Source organism: Sphingobacterium sp. Ag1, from assembly GCF_000988325.1.
GTDB lineage: Bacteria > Bacteroidota > Bacteroidia > Sphingobacteriales > Sphingobacteriaceae > Sphingobacterium.
Map to the genome: position 1 here is coordinate 806,238 of NZ_LBGU01000043.1, position 17,597 is coordinate 823,834.

A 17,597-nucleotide genomic window follows, 5' to 3' on the forward strand; every position below is an offset into this window, starting at 1 on the left:
TATGTTAAAAAGGCATTCCTAGCTCAATTGGATAGAGCGTCTGACTACGGATCAGAAGGTTAGGGGTTCGACTCCCTTGGAGTGCACAAATTAAAGCCAGTCAATTTGATTGGCTTTTTGTTTTTAGTAGCGCTGTTGCAAGGTTGTCGCTGGGAGGGGGGGAACTTCTTTTTGAAAAAAAATTTGTAAAAGAACGAATTCTGACTATATTTGCGTCACCAAAACACATGGGACAGAGTTCTAAACGTAATGGTTTATTGCGCTCCTAGCTCAATTGGATAGAGCATCTGACTACGGATCAGAAGGTTAGGGGTTCGACTCCCTTGGAGCGCACAACTGAAAAGCCTAGTCATCATCTGTGATTAGGCTTTTATTTTTTAACTCGTTTTAATTTCTTAAATAAAACTATGCTAAACCTTGTAATATTTGGCCCTCCGGGTGCAGGTAAGGGAACCCAATCTGCAAAGCTTATTGAAAAATATCAATTGGTTCATGTTTCAACCGGTGATATTTTTAGAGCACATATTAAAGGTCAAACGCCACTTGGTCAACAAGTGAGCCAGATTATTGCTGAGGGAAATTTAGTGCCAGATTCGATTACGATAGCAATGCTGGAAGAGGAAGTGAAGAAAAATCCAGATGCAAAAGGATTTATTTTTGATGGATTTCCTCGTACTGTTGCTCAAGCTGAGGCATTGGATGCTTTTTTAGAAGGTATCAATACTTCAATCTCGGTTGTGATCGCACTGGATGTGAATGAGGATGAATTGAAAGCACGCATCGCTAAACGGAAGGAAATTTCTGGCCGTGCGGATGATGATGCGGATAAATTGGTGAAGCGTATTGATGAATATTTCACCAAGACGATTCATGTGTTACCGTACTATGAGGCACAAGGCAAACTTTCTAAAGTGAATGGTATCGGCGATATCGATTCTATCTTTAAAAGTTTGACAGATATCATCGATAATTATTAATTAAGATAAGTATTTTTTAGACTGTAATAAACTGTAATGGCGCAAGGTTCGAATTTTGTTGATTATGTGAAAGTGTGTTGTCGTTCTGGACATGGTGGGGCAGGTTCGGCTCATTTGCACCGTGACAAGCACACCGCGACTGGTGGACCCGATGGTGGTGACGGCGGTCGTGGCGGACATATTATACTGAAAGGAACGACTAATCTCTGGACCTTACTCCATTTAAAATATCGTAAGCATATTATCGCCTCAAATGGTGAGTCTGGTGGCAGTTCTTTGCGTACCGGGGCAACTGGACGTGATGAGATCTTGGAAGTGCCACTGGGTACGATTGCAAAGGATGCGGAGACGGGAGAGGTATTGTTCGATATCACAGAAGACGGTGAAACCAGAATATTGGTTCCGGGTGGAAAAGGCGGGCTGGGCAATTGGCATTTTAAGTCGCCGACACAACAGACACCACGGTTTTCGCAACCTGGTCTTCCGGGGAAAGAGCAGTGGATGATTCTCGAATTGAAGGTTCTTGCTGATGTTGGATTGGTTGGATTTCCGAATGCGGGTAAATCAACGTTGTTGTCGGTGGTCTCTGCTGCAAAACCAGAAATCGCGAATTACCCCTTTACAACACTGGTGCCTAATTTGGGTATGGTGAGCTACCGGGACAACCGTTCCTTTGTTATGGCCGATATCCCGGGCATTATTGAAGGGGCTTCCGAAGGAAAAGGATTAGGATACCGTTTCTTGCGACATATCGAACGAAATTCTGTTTTGTTGTTTATGGTGCCGGCTGATACAGACCGGACGATACGTGAGGAGTACGCCATTCTATTGAATGAACTGACTGCGTATAATCCAGAATTGGCCGATAAACCCAAATTGCTGGCTATTACCAAATCTGATATGCTTGATGAGGAGCTGGAGAAGGAAATGGAGCAGGAGCTACCGGAAGATGTACCTTATATTTTCATTTCTTCGGTGACAGGTAAAAATATATTGCCATTGAAAGATATGATCTGGAAGGCAATCAACTCTTAAGTTTAAATACATAAACAGAAAAGGCGCTCCACACCGTGAAGCGCCTTTTCTGTTTATGTAAATTACGGATTGCTGCCCTTAAACTTTGTTGTACCCCCCAGTTTTAGTGGTAGCCGCAACTGGCTGATTTAAGAAACACATTATAACTGATTCATCCAGCCACTAACTTATTCATAATACCAGTTTTCAATCAGTTTTAGTCAGTACTTGTTCAGTGCTTATTCAGTCTTCACTGAGCAAGCACTGGACGAACTCTGAACAAGCACTGTTAAAAAACCTGATTTGATCTCTTTGTATTTCTTATTTTCTGCAACTAAAAATTAAAAGAAAAAAAGGAAGAGGCTGCGTTTACCTAACAAAAAGATCGCTGTTTTGTGGTAATAAGTCATTTTAACGGGAAGATGAACCAGCGCAAAGCATTGTGCTCCAAAAAATGTATGTTTTTTAAGTTTTTTTATTAATTTCAACCTATTATTTAATCCCTGATGGACGAATGTTTTTTAGTTCCATCGCCAAACTAAATCTAAATGAAAACAGAAGACGAAAAGTATTGTGTAGAGTGCGGTAAGTTAATCAATATCAAGGCGGAGGTGTGCCCATTTTGTGGTGTGAGACAGCCTATTTTTTATGCTAACCAACCTTTTCAACAACAAAACAACACCTTTCAGGACGACAGGTGGTTACCAGCACTGTTATTTTGTTTTTTTCTGGGCCCTTTTGGAGCGCATCGATTCTACTTGGGGCAAATTGGTACGGCTGTTATTCAGCTGCTTACCTTGGGGGGATGTGGTATCTGGTATCTAATCGATTTGATTATGATTATTGTCGGAAAATATAAAGATGCCAACGGCAATTATATCAAGAGTCCAATCAACAATAATTAATGATTTTGCTCGTCCTGAAATACCTTAAATGTCATTGGATATATTCGTTGGTGTTGGGGTATTTCGGGGTTGCCATTGGCTTGTACCTTTTTACAGATATCCATATCCTTATTCCCTGTCTTTGGAAGAGTATCAGTGGTTCTGATTGTCCCGGTTGTGGGCTGACAAGAGCCTTTATCGCCTTGTTGCGGATGGAATGGAAGGAAGCTTGGCTAGAAAACCCGTTGATTTATATGCTTGTCCCGCTATTGACTCTGTTGATTTTGAGGGACTTTATTCGGTTTCGGGAAGTCCATTCAACGGAAGGATAAAAAAATAAAAAATATTTTCACTTTATAAGTGATATGTCGTAACTTTGTCTCCCGTGAAAATTAAAGTAGAGTCTTTACTGGTAGGTGCCTTAGGAAACGGTTTGTCAATCGTGATGATGCATTGTTAATTGATATTTAGCCCATTTGAGGGCTTTTTTTATATCCAGTCAAGAAGGCTTTAAAATTCATAAAAGTAAGGATACACATTTTATAATATTACATCGATAATGACCAACTACAGCAAATTGCCTGCAATTTTAGTTTTAGAAGATGGTACAGTTTATCACGGTAAAGCCGCTGGTAAAATTGGTACGACTACTGGGGAGATCTGTTTTAACACAGGAACAACCGGTTATCAAGAGATTTTTACAGATCCATCTTATTTTGGACAAATCATGGTAACAACCAATGCGCATATTGGTAACTATGGTATTGATGCGGATGATACCGAATCAAATCAAATTCAGATTGCGGGGTTAGTTTGTAAAAACTATAACATCAACTACAGCCGTAAAATGGCTGATGAATCGATCCAAAGCTACTTTGAAGAAGGAAATTTAGTTGGTATTTCTGATGTGGATACTCGTTCATTGGTGCGCCATATTCGTGATAAGGGAGCGATGAATGCGATTATTTCTTCAGAAACATTGGATGTTGAAGAATTAAAACGTCAGTTGGCGCAGGTTCCTTCCATGGATGGACTTGAATTGTCTTCAAAAGTAACGACAGCCGAGCCCTATTTCTTCGGGAATGAAAATGCTTCGTTGCGTGTAGCGGTTTTGGACTTGGGAATCAAGAAAAATATCTTGCGTAATTTTGAGGCTCGTGATGTATATACAAAGGTTTTTCCTGCGAAGACAACATTTGAAGAAATGGAGCAGTGGAATCCGGATGGTTATTTCATTTCCAATGGCCCTGGCGATCCAGCGCCGATGGATTATGCTATCGAGACTGTAAAAGCTATTTTAAACGCAAATAAACCTATGTTTGGTATTTGCTTAGGTCACCAGATTTTAGCATTGGCAAATGGTATCCGCACAAGCAAATTGCATAATGGACACCGTGGTATCAACCACCCCGTGAAGAACATTATCGCCAACCGTTGTGAAATTACGTCGCAGAACCACGGTTTTGGTGTTGTTGCTGAGGATATTCAAAATTCTGAGAACGTCGAAATTACACACGTTAATTTGAACGATCAGTCTATTGAAGGTATCCGTATCAAAGGACAGAAAGCATTTTCGGTGCAATATCATCCAGAATCATCGCCGGGTCCACATGACTCGCGCTACTTGTTTGATGATTTTGTAGCAATGATCAAAAACTAAGTTGTACAATATTATACAAAGAACCCTTCAGATTTTGAAGGGTTTTTTATTGTTTTTAGTTGAACAGTTATGCCGATGGAGCATAATTTATTCACAATAAATAGGGGAATAAATACATTTTTTATTATATTTGATTGTGAAAAATGTCTGTAGACAAGAGTGTGTCTTATCTACACTAAGTAATGAAAATAAATTATAGTCTAATAAAGAGATGAGTTTAATTATCGATGTTCATGCGCGTCAAATTTTGGATTCGCGCGGTAACCCTACAATTGAGGTAGATGTTACTACACAAAATGGTTTTGTTGGTCGTGCAGCTGTTCCTTCAGGTGCTTCAACTGGTATTCACGAAGCAGTAGAATTACGTGATGGCGACAAGTCAAAATATCTAGGAAAAGGTGTTTTGAAAGCTGTTGAGAATGTAAACACTAAAATTGCAAAAGCGCTAGAAGGTGTAGATGTTTTCGAGCAAAATGCCATCGATAAAATCATGATTGATTTAGACGGTAGCGAAAATAAAGGAAACTTAGGCGCAAATGCTATTTTAGGAGTTTCTTTAGCTGTAGCGAAAGCTGCTGCACAAGAGTCACGTCAACCATTATACCGTTATATCGGTGGTGTAAATGCGAACACGTTACCTATTCCTATGATGAATATCATCAATGGTGGTTCACACTCTGATGCACCTATCGCATTTCAGGAATTTATGATCATGCCTGTGGGTGCGCCTTCATTCTCCGAGGCTTTGCGTTGGGGTACTGAGGTTTTCCATACGTTGAAAAAAATCTTACATGACAGAGGTCTTTCAACTGCAGTAGGTGATGAAGGTGGTTTCGCGCCAACTTTTGAAGGTACTGAGGATGCCATCGAAACAGTTTTGAAAGCGATTGAAATTGCCGGTTACAAACCTGGTCAAGATGTTTGTTTAGCGTTGGATTGTGCTTCTTCTGAGTTCTACAAAGATGGTAAATACGATTATACTAAATTTGAAGGTGATAAAGGTGCTGTGCGTTCTAGCGAAGAACAAGCAAGCTATTTGGCTGAATTAACAGCTAAATACCCTATTATTTCTATAGAAGATGGTATGGCTGAAGATGATTGGGCTGGTTGGAAAACATTGACTGACAAAATCGGTGATCATGTTCAATTGGTGGGTGATGATCTTTTTGTTACCAATACAAAACGTCTTCAACAAGGAATCGATACACATACAGCGAACTCAATTTTAGTGAAAGTAAACCAAATTGGTTCATTGACTGAAACAATCAATGCGGTTACTTTGGCTCAAAATTCTGGTTACACTTCTGTGATGTCACACCGTTCGGGCGAGACTGAAGATGCGACTATCGCTGACTTAGCTGTAGCACTGAACTGCGGTCAGATTAAAACTGGTTCTGCTTCACGTTCTGATCGTATGGCTAAATACAACCAATTGTTACGTATTGAGGAGGAATTGGGTGGTAATGCACGTTTCATCGGTAAAAACTTTAAATACGCTAAAAAATAAGCTTTAGCATATTTTTATATAAAAAGCCGAAGTATTTTCTACTTCGGCTTTTTTTGTGGGCAAAATATGCTCAATGATCTTTTCTCTAGTTGCCTTTAGCACCGGAACTGATATCCTGACCTAGAATAATGTATTTCCTGTAGTTTTGTTGGGATAGGTTAGATCCAAATCGAATGTTGTATTCAGTTTTTTGATAAAATGTGTTGCCAGTAATGGCGATTCTATCTCAATATTCTGGTGGATAAAGAAATACAGTTTTTGCAACCCGTTTTCGCGCCATAGTTTCAGCACATCGATCCATTGATCCAGGCGATCGTAATCTGATGCGTGGTTGGCACCTACATACCGTACGAAAGCAGTCGGTGTGGTTAAGCGCATATGGAGCATGTCTCTACGGCCTGCGGTATCGACCAGTACGTTGGTCACATTGGTTTCCTCCAACAGTGCATAGAGTTCTTTTGTTACTTCGGGTTTGGAAAACCAATCTTTATTTCGTACTTCCAAGGCTAGTGGGACTTCTTTTGGCCAGTCATGAAGAAATAGTTTTAGACGGGCCATATCCTTTGGACTATAATTGTCGTGCATCTGCAAAAAGGCCATTCCCAGTTTCTCATCGAAATGAACAATGGAATCCGTAAACAATTTTACTTTATCACCCGTATTTAATAATCTACTAAAATGGCTGATGGATTGTGGGATTTTTGGGAAGAACTTGAAGTTTGCAGGTGTTTTCTTTTTCCAGGTTTCTACCTGGTCTATGCCAGGCGAATTGTAGAATGTGGCATTGAGTTCAATGCTGTTAAATTGCGTGGAGTAATAAGCAAGTTCGTCTTTTGTACCTCTGGGGTAAAAGCCTTTTAAATCTTGTTTATTCCATTTTGCACAGCCTACAAATACCTCAAAAGGTTGACTGTTTTTGAAATGCTGTAATAGGGTTAAGGTTTCCGGTGGAGTAGGAGGAAGGGTAAAATCGATTTCCTCCGGATGTTCAACTTGGCCGAATTTCATATTAGTTTTTTCTTAATTTATAATCAAATAATAGATGAGCCAACAGTGCCAATACCGTATAACATGTGCCTACGACAATAACACCGGGCCATTGGAAGTGTTGCCATGCTTGTGCAGCAAAAAAAGTGCCTGTTGAGCCGCCAATAAAATAACTGACCATATATACGGTGTTTAGTCGGTTGTTGGCCCCGAGGTTTAGCGCATAGAAATCGCTTTGATTCAGGATGTGCATAGACTGTAGACCAAGATCAATGAGAATAACACCAAGAATGAGACCCCAATAGGTATAGCCAAAGAGGGTAAATAATAACCAGCTGAATAACATCAATAAGATCGCATATAAGATGATTTTTGCTTTGCCTATATAAATGGTTAGTTTATTGACAAAAGCAGCGGCAAGCGCACCACAGGCACCTACGAGACCAAAGGCTCCTGCAGTTGCGGGGCCATCAAAAAAAGGTGGGGCCGAAAGATGGAAAACAAGCGTTGTAAAAAATGCGGAAAAAGCTCCAAATCCCATAGCTCCACGAAATGCAGCCAGCTGTAATACAGGTTGTTTTCTGGCAAAGTTCCAGACTGATCGCATCAATTCCTGGTAAGAACCTTTAAAATTTGGCAGTACCTCCGGTAGCCTGATCGCTATGGCGATGGCTGTAATGACCATAATTGCTGAGGCTATCCAGTACATTTCGCGCCATCCGAAGTAGGAGCCGACAAAACCGCTTACAACCCTAGATAGTAAAATACCAATCAGCAGACCCGACATGACCATTCCGATCGCTGAAGCCTGCTTTTCTTTGCTCGCAAGCTCAGCAGCCATGGGCACAAAAACCTGCGGAATAACGGAGGTGAAACCTATCAGAAAGCTGAACAGCAAGATCGATAGGATAGAAGTGGACATGGCCATACCGACTAAAGAAAAAATAATGAAAAAGAAATCGATCAAGATCATTTTTTTTCGCTTAAACATATCCCCTAAGGGGACGATCAGTAACAGGCCAAAGGCATATCCGATCTGCGTTAACATGGCCGAATTACTGACCATGGCCTCGTCAATATGTAGGTCTTTGGCAATCAGGTCCAATAGTGGTTGATTGTAATAATTATTGGCGACAACCAAGCCTGTGGCGATGGTCATCAGCCACAAGGTTGCTTTGGATATTTCGTTTTCGGAATCTATTGTTTGCGACATGAGCGACTAATGTAATTCATCCCAGAGATCCTGAAATTTCTGTTTCAATGCTGCAACTTCCTGTTCCAATTGTCCAATTCGTTCGAGTAAGATCTGGTCGTTCGAGGAGCTGCCTGTAGGAACGCTATTTTCATACGCTTCCAGGTTGATTTCTCCTAATAAATGAATGTAGCGGACTTCTTTATGCCCTATTTGTTTAGGCAGGGACTTCAAGTACCCTTCTTGTGCCAATTTTTCCAATTGCTCATTGATTTCGCCCAATGATTCAAATTCATAAAGTCTTCCAGAGTTTGAATTAATTTCCCCCGCGGTCATTGGTCCTCTGAGTAGTAATAAGCAAACAATGGTTAATTCGGAAGGAACCAGTGGAAATTGTATGGCAAAATTGTGTTTATACTTTGTTACGCGAGATCCTCCGCCAACAACTGTCGAGATTAAGCCCTTTTTCTTTAATATATCCAATGTAGCGATAATATCTTCTTCTGTATATTGTACAACCGGTTTGCGGGAAGTCTTTTGATTACAAGCAGCTTGTAAGCTGTTGATTGTCATTGGATAATACTCTGGGGTTACTTTTGATTTTTCGATTAGTGAGCCTAGTACACGTTGTTCCATGGCAGACAATTGGGGCAAATGAGTTGTTTCCATTTATCTTGAAGAATATAAATTTATGATTGAATACAAGTATGCTGTTATGCAACGTAACATTGGCTTGCAGTTTGTTCCTTCTCAAAGATGCCCTTTTTCTCCTACAACTCCAAAAGATCTTTTTCTTATCTTCGCATGAGTAATAGAAGATTTTAAGGTGCTTAAGATAGCTTTTCGTCAAGAATTTGTCCATCCCGTCAAAGAGGGGCATCGATTTCCGATGCTGAAATACGAGTTGATTCCTTTACAGTTAAAACATGAAGGGCTGGCAGATGAGTCAAGTTTTTTCAGTCCTGAACTAGCAAGCTTCGAGACATGCTGTTTGGTCCATGATCCAGTGTATGTAAAGCAGTTGTTTGAGCTTACTTTGGATTCGAAAATGATCCGTAGAATAGGTTTCCCATTAAGTCAAAGCCTTGTTGATCGGGAGCGATATATCTTAGATGGGACGATCCGAAGCGCTGCATATGCACTTGAGTATGGTGTCGCTTTTACCATTGCAGGGGGGACACATCATGCCGGTTATGATTTTGGTGAAGGCTTCTGTCTGATGAACGATCAAGCGACTGCCGCCGGGTACCTGTTGAAGCATAACTATGCAAGTCGTATCCTTATTATTGATCTGGATGTACACCAAGGAAATGGCACTGCGCATATTTTTGAAGGGCATAATCAGGTGTTTACCTTTTCAATGCATGGCGAGAAAAACTATCCCTTTGTCAAACAGCGTTCCCATTTGGATATCGGCTTGGCAGATCAGGTTACTGATGCGGAATATCTCACTTTATTGGAAGAAAATTTGATTGATGTGTTTCGGAAATTTGAGCCTGATTTCGTTTTCTATCAGGCTGGAGTAGATATTTTGCAAACAGATAAGCTGGGGAAACTGAATTTAAGCAACAGTACCTGTCGTCGAAGAGATGAACTGGTCTTTCATATGTGCCATAAACACCATATCCCTGTTCAGGTAAGTATGGGCGGAGGTTATTCTCCTGAAATTAAAGATATTGTCAATGCACATTGCCAGACTTTTAGAATAGCAATAGATTTATATAATTTATAAGATAAGAAATATGTTTTTTCACCAAGATGCAACTTTTGAAGCGTTATCCATTCATCGTGTAGGCAATAAAGCGCAAGATGAATTTTATATTTTGTCGGATGCTCCGGTATCTCTTGAAGGAGATGAAGTGTTACCTGGACTATTGATGCAGTATTTTATGAGTCCTTTTGCAAAGGTGAATGAGGTATATCGCTTATATCATCCGAATGGAGAGCTGGAATTGAATGAGATTTTCTATTTTGCAAGACAGTATTTCAAGGAGCAGCTTCCATTTCACGATTTTTCCCAACAAATTTCAAAACATCTATATGAGGTATCCAACCATCCTAAAATTAAAGCTGGGGAGGTATATGTCGTTGCCTTAAAGAATGTACAGATCGAAGGGGAAGAACATGATGCTATTGGTATATTCAAATCGGAGAATAAAGAGACTTATCTGAAAGTATATCCGGAGCAAGGTGCTTTTATGTTGGAATATGAGCAGGAGGCGATCAATATAAATAAACTGGACAAAGGCTGTATTATTATCAATGTAGAAGAAGAAGAAGGTTATAAGGTGCTGGTTCTCGATCAGACAAACCGTCAACAGGAGGCAGTATACTGGAAAGATGAGTTTCTACAGCTGCGCGTGCGTAACGATAACTTCAATCAAACAGGGAATTATCTAAAAGTCTATAAGAACTTTGTTCAGGAAAAACTAGATGAGACATTTGAACTGGAGAAAGCGGACAAAATTGATTTGATGAACAAATCCATGAATTACTTTAAGGAAAAGGAAACTTTTGTCCAAGAAGAGTTTGAGGAGGAAGTACTGGGCAATCCGCAGGCTATTGCTTTATTTCAGGACTTTAAAGCGGGTTTTGAAGACGAATTTGACTCTCCATTTCAGGCAAGTTTTGAAATAGCGGATAAAGCGGTGAAAAAAATGGAATCTTCTTATAAGTCTGTTTTAAAGCTGGATAAGAATTTTCATATCTATGTTCATGGCAAACGTGAATATCTTGAGAAGGGGTACGATGAGGATAAAGGCATGAATTATTACAAGGTCTATTTTGAGAACGAAAGTTAATCGTTTTATAGCTTATTTGAATGGAGAAACGCGATAAAATAGCTGTTTTCACGGTAGTATTACTTCTGATTGGAATTTTTATTTTCTCCTTGGTTGAGCAACATAGCCAATGGATTGAGGCGTTTTATGCACGCGGGTTTTACCGTTCCTATAGTCATGTGCCAAGATTTATTTTTGGGTATGTTCCCTTTAGTTTAGGTGATCTATTTTATGTCCTAGTCGTTTCATTTCTACTCTATTCAATTGCTAAATTAATCGGAAATTTATGGAAAGGAAGATGGAAAAGTTCCTTTCGTTCGGTTTTGACTGTGATCAATTTGGTACTAGGTCTCTATTTTTTCTTTTACCTATCATGGGGTATGAATTACTATCGTGAACCAATCAGTATAAATGCCAATTTGAAAGTTGATAGCTTAAAGTTAGCGGATTATCTCGTGGTTTTGAATGGGTTTTTGGACAGTACAAATAATCTGCGGGAACATGTGGATCCATCCGAATGGGAAGAGCATAAAGAAACTATTCAAAGGGATTTGAATATATGGGTACAACAGGATACGGCTTTTGCAGATTTCCTGTCAAGAGGTCAAATTAGGGTAAAATCACCCATAAATAGCAGGATAGTCTCTTTTTTTGGTGTCTCGGGTTATTTTAATCCATTTACTCATGAAGCACATGTCAATAAAGCCATGCCAGTAACCTTTTTACCTTTTACTACAGTGCATGAACTTGCGCATCAACAGGGAATTGGTTTTGAAGACGAGGCGAATTTTATCGCTTTTGTTCGCTTACAGCGACATCCACAAACCTTTTACCGATACTCGGCTTATCTACAGACCACACTGTATATGCTACGTGAACTGCAGGGCATGTATCCTGATTTAGGAAAAGATTACAAGAGAAGATTAAGCGCAAAAGTATTGAACGATATGGAAAAAGAAAGGTATTTCTGGAGTCAGTATACGGGTTGGGTTGACGATGTGATGGGATTGTTTTATAATCAATACCTCAAGCACAACAATCAACAGGAAGGCATAGCGCGATACGATCGGATGACACGGTTGGTGTTGGCCTATGAGCTTAAAAGAAGAGGCTGTAGATAATAATGAGCCCATTAAAAAAGGCGTATTAGAGAATAATACGCCTTTTTTATGGATTAAGGAATTTTGTTATTGTGTTGAAATTAGTTCAAATGTACCTTCAGTTCCGGCACTGCCCGAATAAATTTGCCCTTGAGGCAAGCCTCTCAATCCGGTAGGAGCGGTTTTAATCCGATCATAGATGTTTCTCAAGTCCGTGTTTGCATTGACAGCCCGCCCACCTGCTGCAACATCTCCATAAATATAATTAGGCGCTTTTTTATTTGTTGTCTGAGGTTTAAGGCTACCAGTTGTTAAATTGACTTTAATTTTTCCTCCGTTACCATTCGGAAAAGTTTTGGTGCCATTAAAAGCGTCATCTCCCTTTGCAATGATATAAAGAGAACCTAATTTTTGAAAATTAGCATTGATGTCAAAATTTGCACCATTATTCTTTCCATCTGTTCCATAGATGGTTGCTTTATTTCCAATTTCAGCATAACCAATTGTTAGCTTGACATTTTTCTTACCATAGAACGAAAGGGTAGAATTGTCTTTCATGATTAAGGTATCGATGTGCATGACAACAGTAGAGTCTCTATTATCGATATTTTTTTTCGCTTTTTTGCCAATTTCCAGTTTAGAAATATGTTGTGTTTCTTGTGCTTTCCCAGTGAAGGTCATTGCAAAGCAAAGAAAAAAGCCTAGAATAAATTTAAATTTCATAAAACTTTTAATTAATTGTAACTAACTAGTAGTTTGACAAATAAAAGGTAAAAGAGTTTAAAATTTAGCGAGATATTTTACAATTAATTTGGCAGTTTTCTCTGATGCGCCAGGAGAACCTAGCTTTTCGGCTAAAATATCATAGTTTTCCATCACACTTGCACGGTGAGCTTTGTTATTGATAAGTTCACCTACTTCATAGGAGATATCGTATGCCGTGCATTCGTCTTGAATCAATTCCCGTACTGATAAGAAATTGTTAATTAGATTGACTAGTGAGATAAATTTAACCTTGATGACTAATTTGGCAATCCATACCGATATTGGGTTAGCTTTATAAACGACAACCTGAGGTACTTTCAAGATACCTGTTTCGAGTGTAGCCGTTCCACTCGTTACGACTGCGGCTTCTGCGTTATGGAGAATGTCGTAGGTTTGATTGAAGATTACGGGAATATCAATACCTTTAAAAAATTGCTTGTAGTAGGCTTCATCAAAATTAGGCGCACCGGCAATGACAAATTGATGTACAGGAAAGAAAAATGGAAGTTCGGCCATGATGGGAAGGAGGTTGGCAATTTCCATTTCGCGGCTTCCGGGTAAAAGGGCGATCAAGGGTTTTTCTGAAAATCCATGCTGCTCCCTGAACTTTGGGTTGAATTGATAGGCTGAAATCGCATCCAACAGCGGGTTTCCAACGTAATCAACGGGCATGCGCCACTTTTTATAAAAATCTACCTCAAAAGGCAGAATACAAAACATATGGTCGACAATCCGTTTGATTTTCTTTACGCGGCCTTGATTCCAGGCCCACACTTTGGGGGAAATATAATAACATGTTTTGATGCCATTTTTTTTTGCAAAATCAGCAATTTTCAAATTGAAGCCAGGGAAATCTATAAGAATGACGGTATCCGGTTTTTCTTTCAATAGATCATTTTTAACAAGTTTGAGATTCCTAGATATCTTGGGCAGATTTTTTAAAACCTCTATAAAGCCCATAAAGGCCATTTCTGAAGTATGTATCAACGCTTTTTTTCCCGCCTCTGCTTGCATGAGATTGCCCCCTACGATTTGGAAAGTCGCATCGGGGTCTTCAATTTTTAATGCTTTAATAAGATTGGCACCATGTAAGTCTCCTGAAGTTTCACCTGCAATAAGATAGTATTTCATATGTCAATGATTTTATTCTTTATGATCTTATGAGATATCTTTTTTTCGTTAAAACTGCGTTTAGTCTTAACCATGGATATTTCATTCAAATGATCGTTTTGAACTGTTAAAGATAAGATTATTCTAGGTATATGATGAATTCGAGCATATTATTCCATATCTTTAATTAAAGATGTTCAAGTTTTGAAGAAAATATCCGAAGTATAAAAGGTAAATAGTAATTTTGTCTTATGCAACGATTGTGGTCCTTAATAAGAAATAAGTATTTGTTAGCCGCTTTGGCTTTTCTCGTGTGGATGTTGTTTTTTGATCGAAATGACTTTGCCACGCAGTATAGTTATCAAAAGCAGAAAGCGAATTTGGAAAGTGAACGCTCCTTCTACCTCAAGGAAAATGCGGCTATCATTAAAACAATAAACGATATTCGATCAAATCCGCAGGAAGTGCAACGTATTGCACGTGAGAAGTATAAGATGAAAAAAGATAATGAAGATATTTATGTGATTACTAAAGTAGCACCTAAAGAGAATTATTAAGATCTACGATATAGTATAAAATGAAAAAACAACGGCCATCATGTTTACATGACGGCCGTTGTTATATAGTATATAGATATGGGTATTTTAATTTGCGGCTTGGGCTACTAGACCAATATATAAAGGTTTTTTTTCATCATTAGCCTTGCCTATGAGTATTAATGAATAATAATAACCTTCAACCAATTTAATGTCGCTACGTGTTGCGATAGTTTTTCCGGCTTTATCACGAGCTGTGACAGTGAATGTACCACTCTTTTGAGCAATAAATCCCTGATGGGCACTTGCTGAATTTTGTGTTTCTTGTGCTCTATTGGTCCATTCTGAAGGGGAAGCCTGATCGCCTATTTTCAGGCTAACTAAATCTGTACCTTCAGCAAGATTAAAGAAGCGTAAACCAGACTCTGTATTTTTGATGTCTTTATTGATTCGATCTGTTGTGATCACCTGTACAGGTTTGGCTTTAGTTCCAAATAAAAAGGATGTATAGATGGTGCTATCTTTGATTGTTACAGTTGTATCCGTTAATTTCGTGTTATATTCAGCGGAGACTGCAATTCTACGTGCTCCTGTAAATAGCCCAATTTGAGCATAACTCTTGAATCCCAATGGATAATTAGGGTTTTGAAGCGGACCGCCGTCTGCAAAATATATAACTGCATTGGCATCCGTGTATCCATTAACCATGGTAAGCAATGCGGCAGGAATTGGCTGGTCATCGTTATCTTTTAGACAGCTTGTTAAAAAGAATGCCGCTAAAGCAATAGCAATAAAATTAAATAATCTATAGTTTTTCATAACCGTGTAATATTAAAATTTGTTTTTGTGACTCACATTGCGCTTGTGTTGTCTATTATACGGAGATGACTGACACTTTGCTACAGCGATTTGTAAAAATAATAAAAATCCATATTCAGACCTCGTTTTTTATTCCGATGACCTTTGTCAATGAGTATTTAAAGTAGTTGGTTGGTTCCAAGTAAAATTTAGTTCGTGTGAAGGGAAGGAATTGGTTATGTTCGCTGTGCAATCCGATTCTGGTTCGTGTTTGGTTTAGCGCGAGGATTTGGATTGTTAAACTAGTAATCCTAATTTTGAAGTATGAACAATAGAATCAAAAGAATTGCGAAGGGAATGTTTGAGCAGTTTAGGCATCGTAAAATTACGGAATCTGAATTTGTACAGGCGGAGGCAAAAGCGAGGAATCTAGGAGGCTATATGGACGACTTCAACGTATTAATTGCGATGTGTAAGGACACCATTACGGGGAAGTATAAAATGGACAAATGGAATTTATCGATTATTATTGGAACGATACTTTATGTGGTTTCGCCGATTGATGCAATTCCCGATTTTATTCTCGTCGGCGGGTGGATAGATGATGTGGCCATTGTTGGTTATGCGATTCGCAAACTCAGCGCTGAGATGGAACAGTACAAGCGTTCAAAGTTTCCTGTCGAAACGAGATAAATAAAAAAAGCTACTTTTCTAAAGTAGCTTTTTTTATTTATTATTGAAGTTCAATTAGTGCTTAAAGTGTCTAACACCTGTTGTCACCATGGAAATTCCTTTTTCATTGGCCATATCAATTGATAATTGATCTTTGATTGAACCACCAGGTTGTAACACCGTTGCTATTCCAGCTTCCGAAGCAATCTCCACACAATCAGGGAAAGGGAAGAAGGCATCAGATGCCATCGCACAGCCTTTAAGGTCAAAACCGAAAGAAATTGCCTTCTCAATAGCTTGTTTTAATGCATCTACACGAGAAGTTTGCCCTACGCCTGAAGCTAGCAAAGTACCATTTTTAGCAAATACGATTGTATTTGATTTGGTGTGTTTTACAATTTTGTTTGCAAAATAAAGATCCTCCAGTTGTTCAGCAGTTGGCTCTACTTGCGTTACCGTAACCATTTGTTCAGGGCCTTCAATCGTATTGTCTTTATCTTGAAGAATGACGCCGTTCAATAAAGTTTTGAACTGTTGTCCAGGTAATGTAACCTCTTTACGAACCAAAATAATTCTGTTTTTCTTTGCGGTAAGTATAGCAATCGCTTCTTCAGAATAAGAAGGTGCAATCAACACTTCGAAGAATAATTTATTGATCTCTTCAGCTGTTGCCGCATCAACTTGTCCATTCGTTATTAAGACTCCACCGAAAGCTGAAACAGGATCACATGCTAAAGCATCTAACCAAGCTTGTTTGATTGTTGACCGTGAGGCAACCCCACAAGCATTTGTGTGTTTTAAGATCGCGAATGTAGGCTCTGTGAACTCATCAATCAAAGCAACGGCAGCATCAACGTCAACCAAATTGTTGTAAGATAGCTCTTTACCGTTTAATTTATCAAACATCTTATCTAAGTCGCCGAAGAAAATGCCTTTTTGGTGCGGGTTTTCACCATAGCGCAACACCTGCGCTTTTTGCTCAGATTGTTTAAAAACCTGAAGCGGATTTTCTTGATTGAAATAGTTGAAGATTGCCGTATCGTAATGCGAGGATGTATTGAATGCACGTTTAGCAAATTCTTTACGTTGTTCCAACGACGTATTACCTTCTTGGTTTGCTAGTATTTCTTCCAATTCTTTGTAATCATTTTTGGAAGAGATAATAACTACATCGTTAAAGTTTTTAGCGGCAGCGCGTATCAATGAAATTCCACCGATATCTATTTTCTCGATAATATCTTGTTCCGATGCACCGGAAGCAACAGTTTCTTCAAAAGGATACAAATCCACAATAACCAAATCGATCTCAGGTATTTCATACTGAGCAAGCTGTTGTTGATCCGACTCAAGCGGGCGGCGCGCCAAGATACCGCCAAATACTTTTGGATGCAATGTTTTTACACGGCCTCCTAAAATGGAAGGGTAGCTGGTGAGGTCTTCAACTGGAACAACATCTATCCCTAAATCTTTGATAAATGTTTCTGTTCCACCAGTGGAATAGAAGGTAACACCGTATTTGTTTAATAATTCAACTAAAGGAGCGAGGCCGTCTTTATAATAGACTGAAACCAATGCATTTTTAATCTTTACAGGATGGTTCATTATGATGGATTTG

General features: G+C 39.1%; 18 protein-coding genes and 2 tRNA genes. 13 read left to right on the plus strand and 7 right to left on the minus strand.

The genetic code is table 11. The features are described 5' to 3' along the window. Window positions 1-12: 12 nt before the first annotated feature. The 8 genes from AAW12_RS20685 to eno all read left to right on the plus strand — a co-directional run bounded on the left by AAW12_RS20685 (window position 13) and on the right by eno (window position 6,042). A tRNA-Arg gene (locus AAW12_RS20685) sits at window positions 13-86 on the plus strand. Window positions 87-259: 173 nt separating this feature from the next. Next, window positions 260-333: transfer RNA gene (locus AAW12_RS20690), tRNA-Arg, on the plus strand. A 74-nt stretch (window positions 334-407) separates the two neighbouring features. Beyond that, entirely contained in the window at window positions 408-977 is a 570-nt protein-coding gene (locus AAW12_RS20695) for an adenylate kinase (RefSeq protein ID WP_046675448.1), read from the plus strand. Between the two features lie 36 nt (window positions 978-1,013). Continuing rightward, a complete protein-coding gene (obgE, locus tag AAW12_RS20700) occupies window positions 1,014-2,012 on the plus strand; it encodes a GTPase ObgE (protein ID WP_046675449.1) in 999 nt (332 codons plus the stop codon). A gap of 527 nt (window positions 2,013-2,539) precedes the next feature. Continuing rightward, on the plus strand, window positions 2,540-2,896 hold the full coding sequence (locus tag AAW12_RS20705; protein WP_046675450.1) for a TM2 domain-containing protein: 357 nt from the start codon (window positions 2,540-2,542) through the stop codon (window positions 2,894-2,896). Next, window positions 2,896-3,207 (plus strand): DUF2752 domain-containing protein, encoded by a 312-nt coding sequence (locus AAW12_RS20710; protein WP_053003879.1) that lies wholly within the window; start codon window positions 2,896-2,898, stop codon window positions 3,205-3,207. The genes AAW12_RS20705 and AAW12_RS20710 overlap by 1 nt, the downstream gene beginning before the upstream one ends. Window positions 3,208-3,434: 227 nt before the next feature. Continuing rightward, entirely contained in the window at window positions 3,435-4,535 is a 1,101-nt protein-coding gene (gene carA, locus AAW12_RS20715; protein ID WP_046675451.1) for a glutamine-hydrolyzing carbamoyl-phosphate synthase small subunit, read from the plus strand. 211 nt (window positions 4,536-4,746) lie between these two features. Further along, window positions 4,747-6,042, plus strand: a complete 1,296-nt coding sequence (gene eno, locus AAW12_RS20720; RefSeq protein WP_046675452.1) for a phosphopyruvate hydratase — start codon at window positions 4,747-4,749, stop codon at window positions 6,040-6,042. Window positions 6,043-6,162: 120 nt separating this feature from the next. Here the strand turns inward: eno and AAW12_RS20725 are convergent, their stop codons facing one another. Genes AAW12_RS20725 through AAW12_RS20735 form a run of 3 tightly spaced genes read right to left on the minus strand, consistent with a single transcriptional unit; the run spans window position 6,163 to window position 8,890 of the window. Continuing rightward, entirely contained in the window at window positions 6,163-7,050 is an 888-nt protein-coding gene (locus AAW12_RS20725) for a DUF72 domain-containing protein (protein WP_046675453.1), read from the minus strand. A 1-nt stretch (window position 7,051) separates the two neighbouring features. Beyond that, entirely contained in the window at window positions 7,052-8,242 is a 1,191-nt protein-coding gene (locus AAW12_RS20730; RefSeq protein WP_046675454.1) for an MFS transporter, read from the minus strand. 6 nt (window positions 8,243-8,248) lie between these two features. Then, window positions 8,249-8,890: a YceH family protein gene (locus tag AAW12_RS20735; RefSeq protein ID WP_046675455.1), complete on the minus strand. Its 642-nt coding sequence runs from the start codon at window positions 8,888-8,890 to the stop codon at window positions 8,249-8,251. 157 nt (window positions 8,891-9,047) lie between these two features. Here AAW12_RS20735 and AAW12_RS20740 point away from each other — a divergent pair, with 157 nt between their 5' ends. The 3 genes from AAW12_RS20740 to AAW12_RS20750 are packed head-to-tail and all read left to right on the plus strand — an operon-like array spanning window position 9,048 to window position 12,122. Beyond that, the gene (locus tag AAW12_RS20740) at window positions 9,048-9,953 is read left to right on the plus strand and encodes a histone deacetylase (RefSeq protein ID WP_046675456.1); all 906 of its coding nucleotides are present in this window, start codon (window positions 9,048-9,050) and stop codon (window positions 9,951-9,953) included. Window positions 9,954-9,963: 10 nt separating this feature from the next. Then, the gene (locus AAW12_RS20745) at window positions 9,964-11,022 is read left to right on the plus strand and encodes a nucleoid-associated protein (RefSeq protein WP_046675457.1); all 1,059 of its coding nucleotides are present in this window, start codon (window positions 9,964-9,966) and stop codon (window positions 11,020-11,022) included. 20 nt (window positions 11,023-11,042) lie between these two features. After that, window positions 11,043-12,122 (plus strand): DUF3810 domain-containing protein, encoded by a 1,080-nt coding sequence (locus AAW12_RS20750; RefSeq protein WP_046675458.1) that lies wholly within the window; start codon window positions 11,043-11,045, stop codon window positions 12,120-12,122. Between the two features lie 66 nt (window positions 12,123-12,188). On the opposite strand, the gene AAW12_RS20755 is transcribed toward AAW12_RS20750, so the two are convergent. Both AAW12_RS20755 and lpxB read right to left on the minus strand, forming a co-directional pair. Then, the gene (locus AAW12_RS20755) at window positions 12,189-12,824 is read right to left on the minus strand and encodes a hypothetical protein (RefSeq protein ID WP_046675459.1); all 636 of its coding nucleotides are present in this window, start codon (window positions 12,822-12,824) and stop codon (window positions 12,189-12,191) included. A gap of 57 nt (window positions 12,825-12,881) precedes the next feature. Then, window positions 12,882-13,997 (minus strand): lipid-A-disaccharide synthase, encoded by a 1,116-nt coding sequence (gene lpxB, locus AAW12_RS20760; RefSeq protein ID WP_046675460.1) that lies wholly within the window; start codon window positions 13,995-13,997, stop codon window positions 12,882-12,884. A gap of 230 nt (window positions 13,998-14,227) precedes the next feature. On the opposite strand from lpxB, the gene AAW12_RS20765 reads away from it, so the two are divergent. Beyond that, entirely contained in the window at window positions 14,228-14,533 is a 306-nt protein-coding gene (locus AAW12_RS20765) for an FtsB family cell division protein (protein ID WP_046675461.1), read from the plus strand. 87 nt (window positions 14,534-14,620) lie between these two features. Here AAW12_RS20765 and AAW12_RS20770 read toward each other — a convergent pair whose 3' ends face one another. Then, entirely contained in the window at window positions 14,621-15,331 is a 711-nt protein-coding gene (locus AAW12_RS20770; protein ID WP_046675462.1) for a DUF4397 domain-containing protein, read from the minus strand. A 303-nt stretch (window positions 15,332-15,634) separates the two neighbouring features. Between AAW12_RS20770 and AAW12_RS20775 the strand changes: the two genes are divergently transcribed. After that, entirely contained in the window at window positions 15,635-16,003 is a 369-nt protein-coding gene (locus AAW12_RS20775) for a YkvA family protein (RefSeq protein WP_053003880.1), read from the plus strand. Window positions 16,004-16,057: 54 nt separating this feature from the next. Here AAW12_RS20775 and purH read toward each other — a convergent pair whose 3' ends face one another. Beyond that, window positions 16,058-17,584, minus strand: coding sequence for a bifunctional phosphoribosylaminoimidazolecarboxamide formyltransferase/IMP cyclohydrolase (gene purH, locus AAW12_RS20780; RefSeq protein WP_046675463.1), 1,527 nt, complete (start codon window positions 17,582-17,584; stop codon window positions 16,058-16,060). Between the last annotated feature and the right edge of the window lie 13 nt (window positions 17,585-17,597).

Excerpts from the sequence above, each read along its gene's own strand:
- AAW12_RS20695 (WP_046675448.1), top strand. The coding sequence starts at position 408 with ATGCTAAACCTTGTAATATTTGGCCCTCCGGGTGCAGGTAAGGGAACC.
- obgE (WP_046675449.1), top strand. The coding sequence starts at position 1,014 with ATGGCGCAAGGTTCGAATTTTGTTGATTATGTGAAAGTGTGTTGTCGT.
- AAW12_RS20705 (WP_046675450.1), top strand. The coding sequence starts at position 2,540 with ATGAAAACAGAAGACGAAAAGTATTGTGTAGAGTGCGGTAAGTTAATC.
- AAW12_RS20710 (WP_053003879.1), top strand. The coding sequence starts at position 2,896 with ATGATTTTGCTCGTCCTGAAATACCTTAAATGTCATTGGATATATTCG.
- carA (WP_046675451.1), top strand. The coding sequence starts at position 3,435 with ATGACCAACTACAGCAAATTGCCTGCAATTTTAGTTTTAGAAGATGGT.
- eno (WP_046675452.1), top strand. The coding sequence starts at position 4,747 with ATGAGTTTAATTATCGATGTTCATGCGCGTCAAATTTTGGATTCGCGC.
- AAW12_RS20725 (WP_046675453.1), bottom strand. The coding sequence starts at position 7,050 with ATGAAATTCGGCCAAGTTGAACATCCGGAGGAAATCGATTTTACCCTT.
- AAW12_RS20730 (WP_046675454.1), bottom strand. The coding sequence starts at position 8,242 with ATGTCGCAAACAATAGATTCCGAAAACGAAATATCCAAAGCAACCTTG.
- AAW12_RS20735 (WP_046675455.1), bottom strand. The coding sequence starts at position 8,890 with ATGGAAACAACTCATTTGCCCCAATTGTCTGCCATGGAACAACGTGTA.
- AAW12_RS20745 (WP_046675457.1), top strand. The coding sequence starts at position 9,964 with ATGTTTTTTCACCAAGATGCAACTTTTGAAGCGTTATCCATTCATCGT.
- AAW12_RS20750 (WP_046675458.1), top strand. The coding sequence starts at position 11,043 with ATGGAGAAACGCGATAAAATAGCTGTTTTCACGGTAGTATTACTTCTG.
- AAW12_RS20755 (WP_046675459.1), bottom strand. The coding sequence starts at position 12,824 with ATGAAATTTAAATTTATTCTAGGCTTTTTTCTTTGCTTTGCAATGACC.
- lpxB (WP_046675460.1), bottom strand. The coding sequence starts at position 13,997 with ATGAAATACTATCTTATTGCAGGTGAAACTTCAGGAGACTTACATGGT.
- AAW12_RS20765 (WP_046675461.1), top strand. The coding sequence starts at position 14,228 with ATGCAACGATTGTGGTCCTTAATAAGAAATAAGTATTTGTTAGCCGCT.
- AAW12_RS20770 (WP_046675462.1), bottom strand. The coding sequence starts at position 15,331 with ATGAAAAACTATAGATTATTTAATTTTATTGCTATTGCTTTAGCGGCA.
- AAW12_RS20775 (WP_053003880.1), top strand. The coding sequence starts at position 15,635 with ATGAACAATAGAATCAAAAGAATTGCGAAGGGAATGTTTGAGCAGTTT.
- purH (WP_046675463.1), bottom strand. The coding sequence starts at position 17,584 with ATGAACCATCCTGTAAAGATTAAAAATGCATTGGTTTCAGTCTATTAT.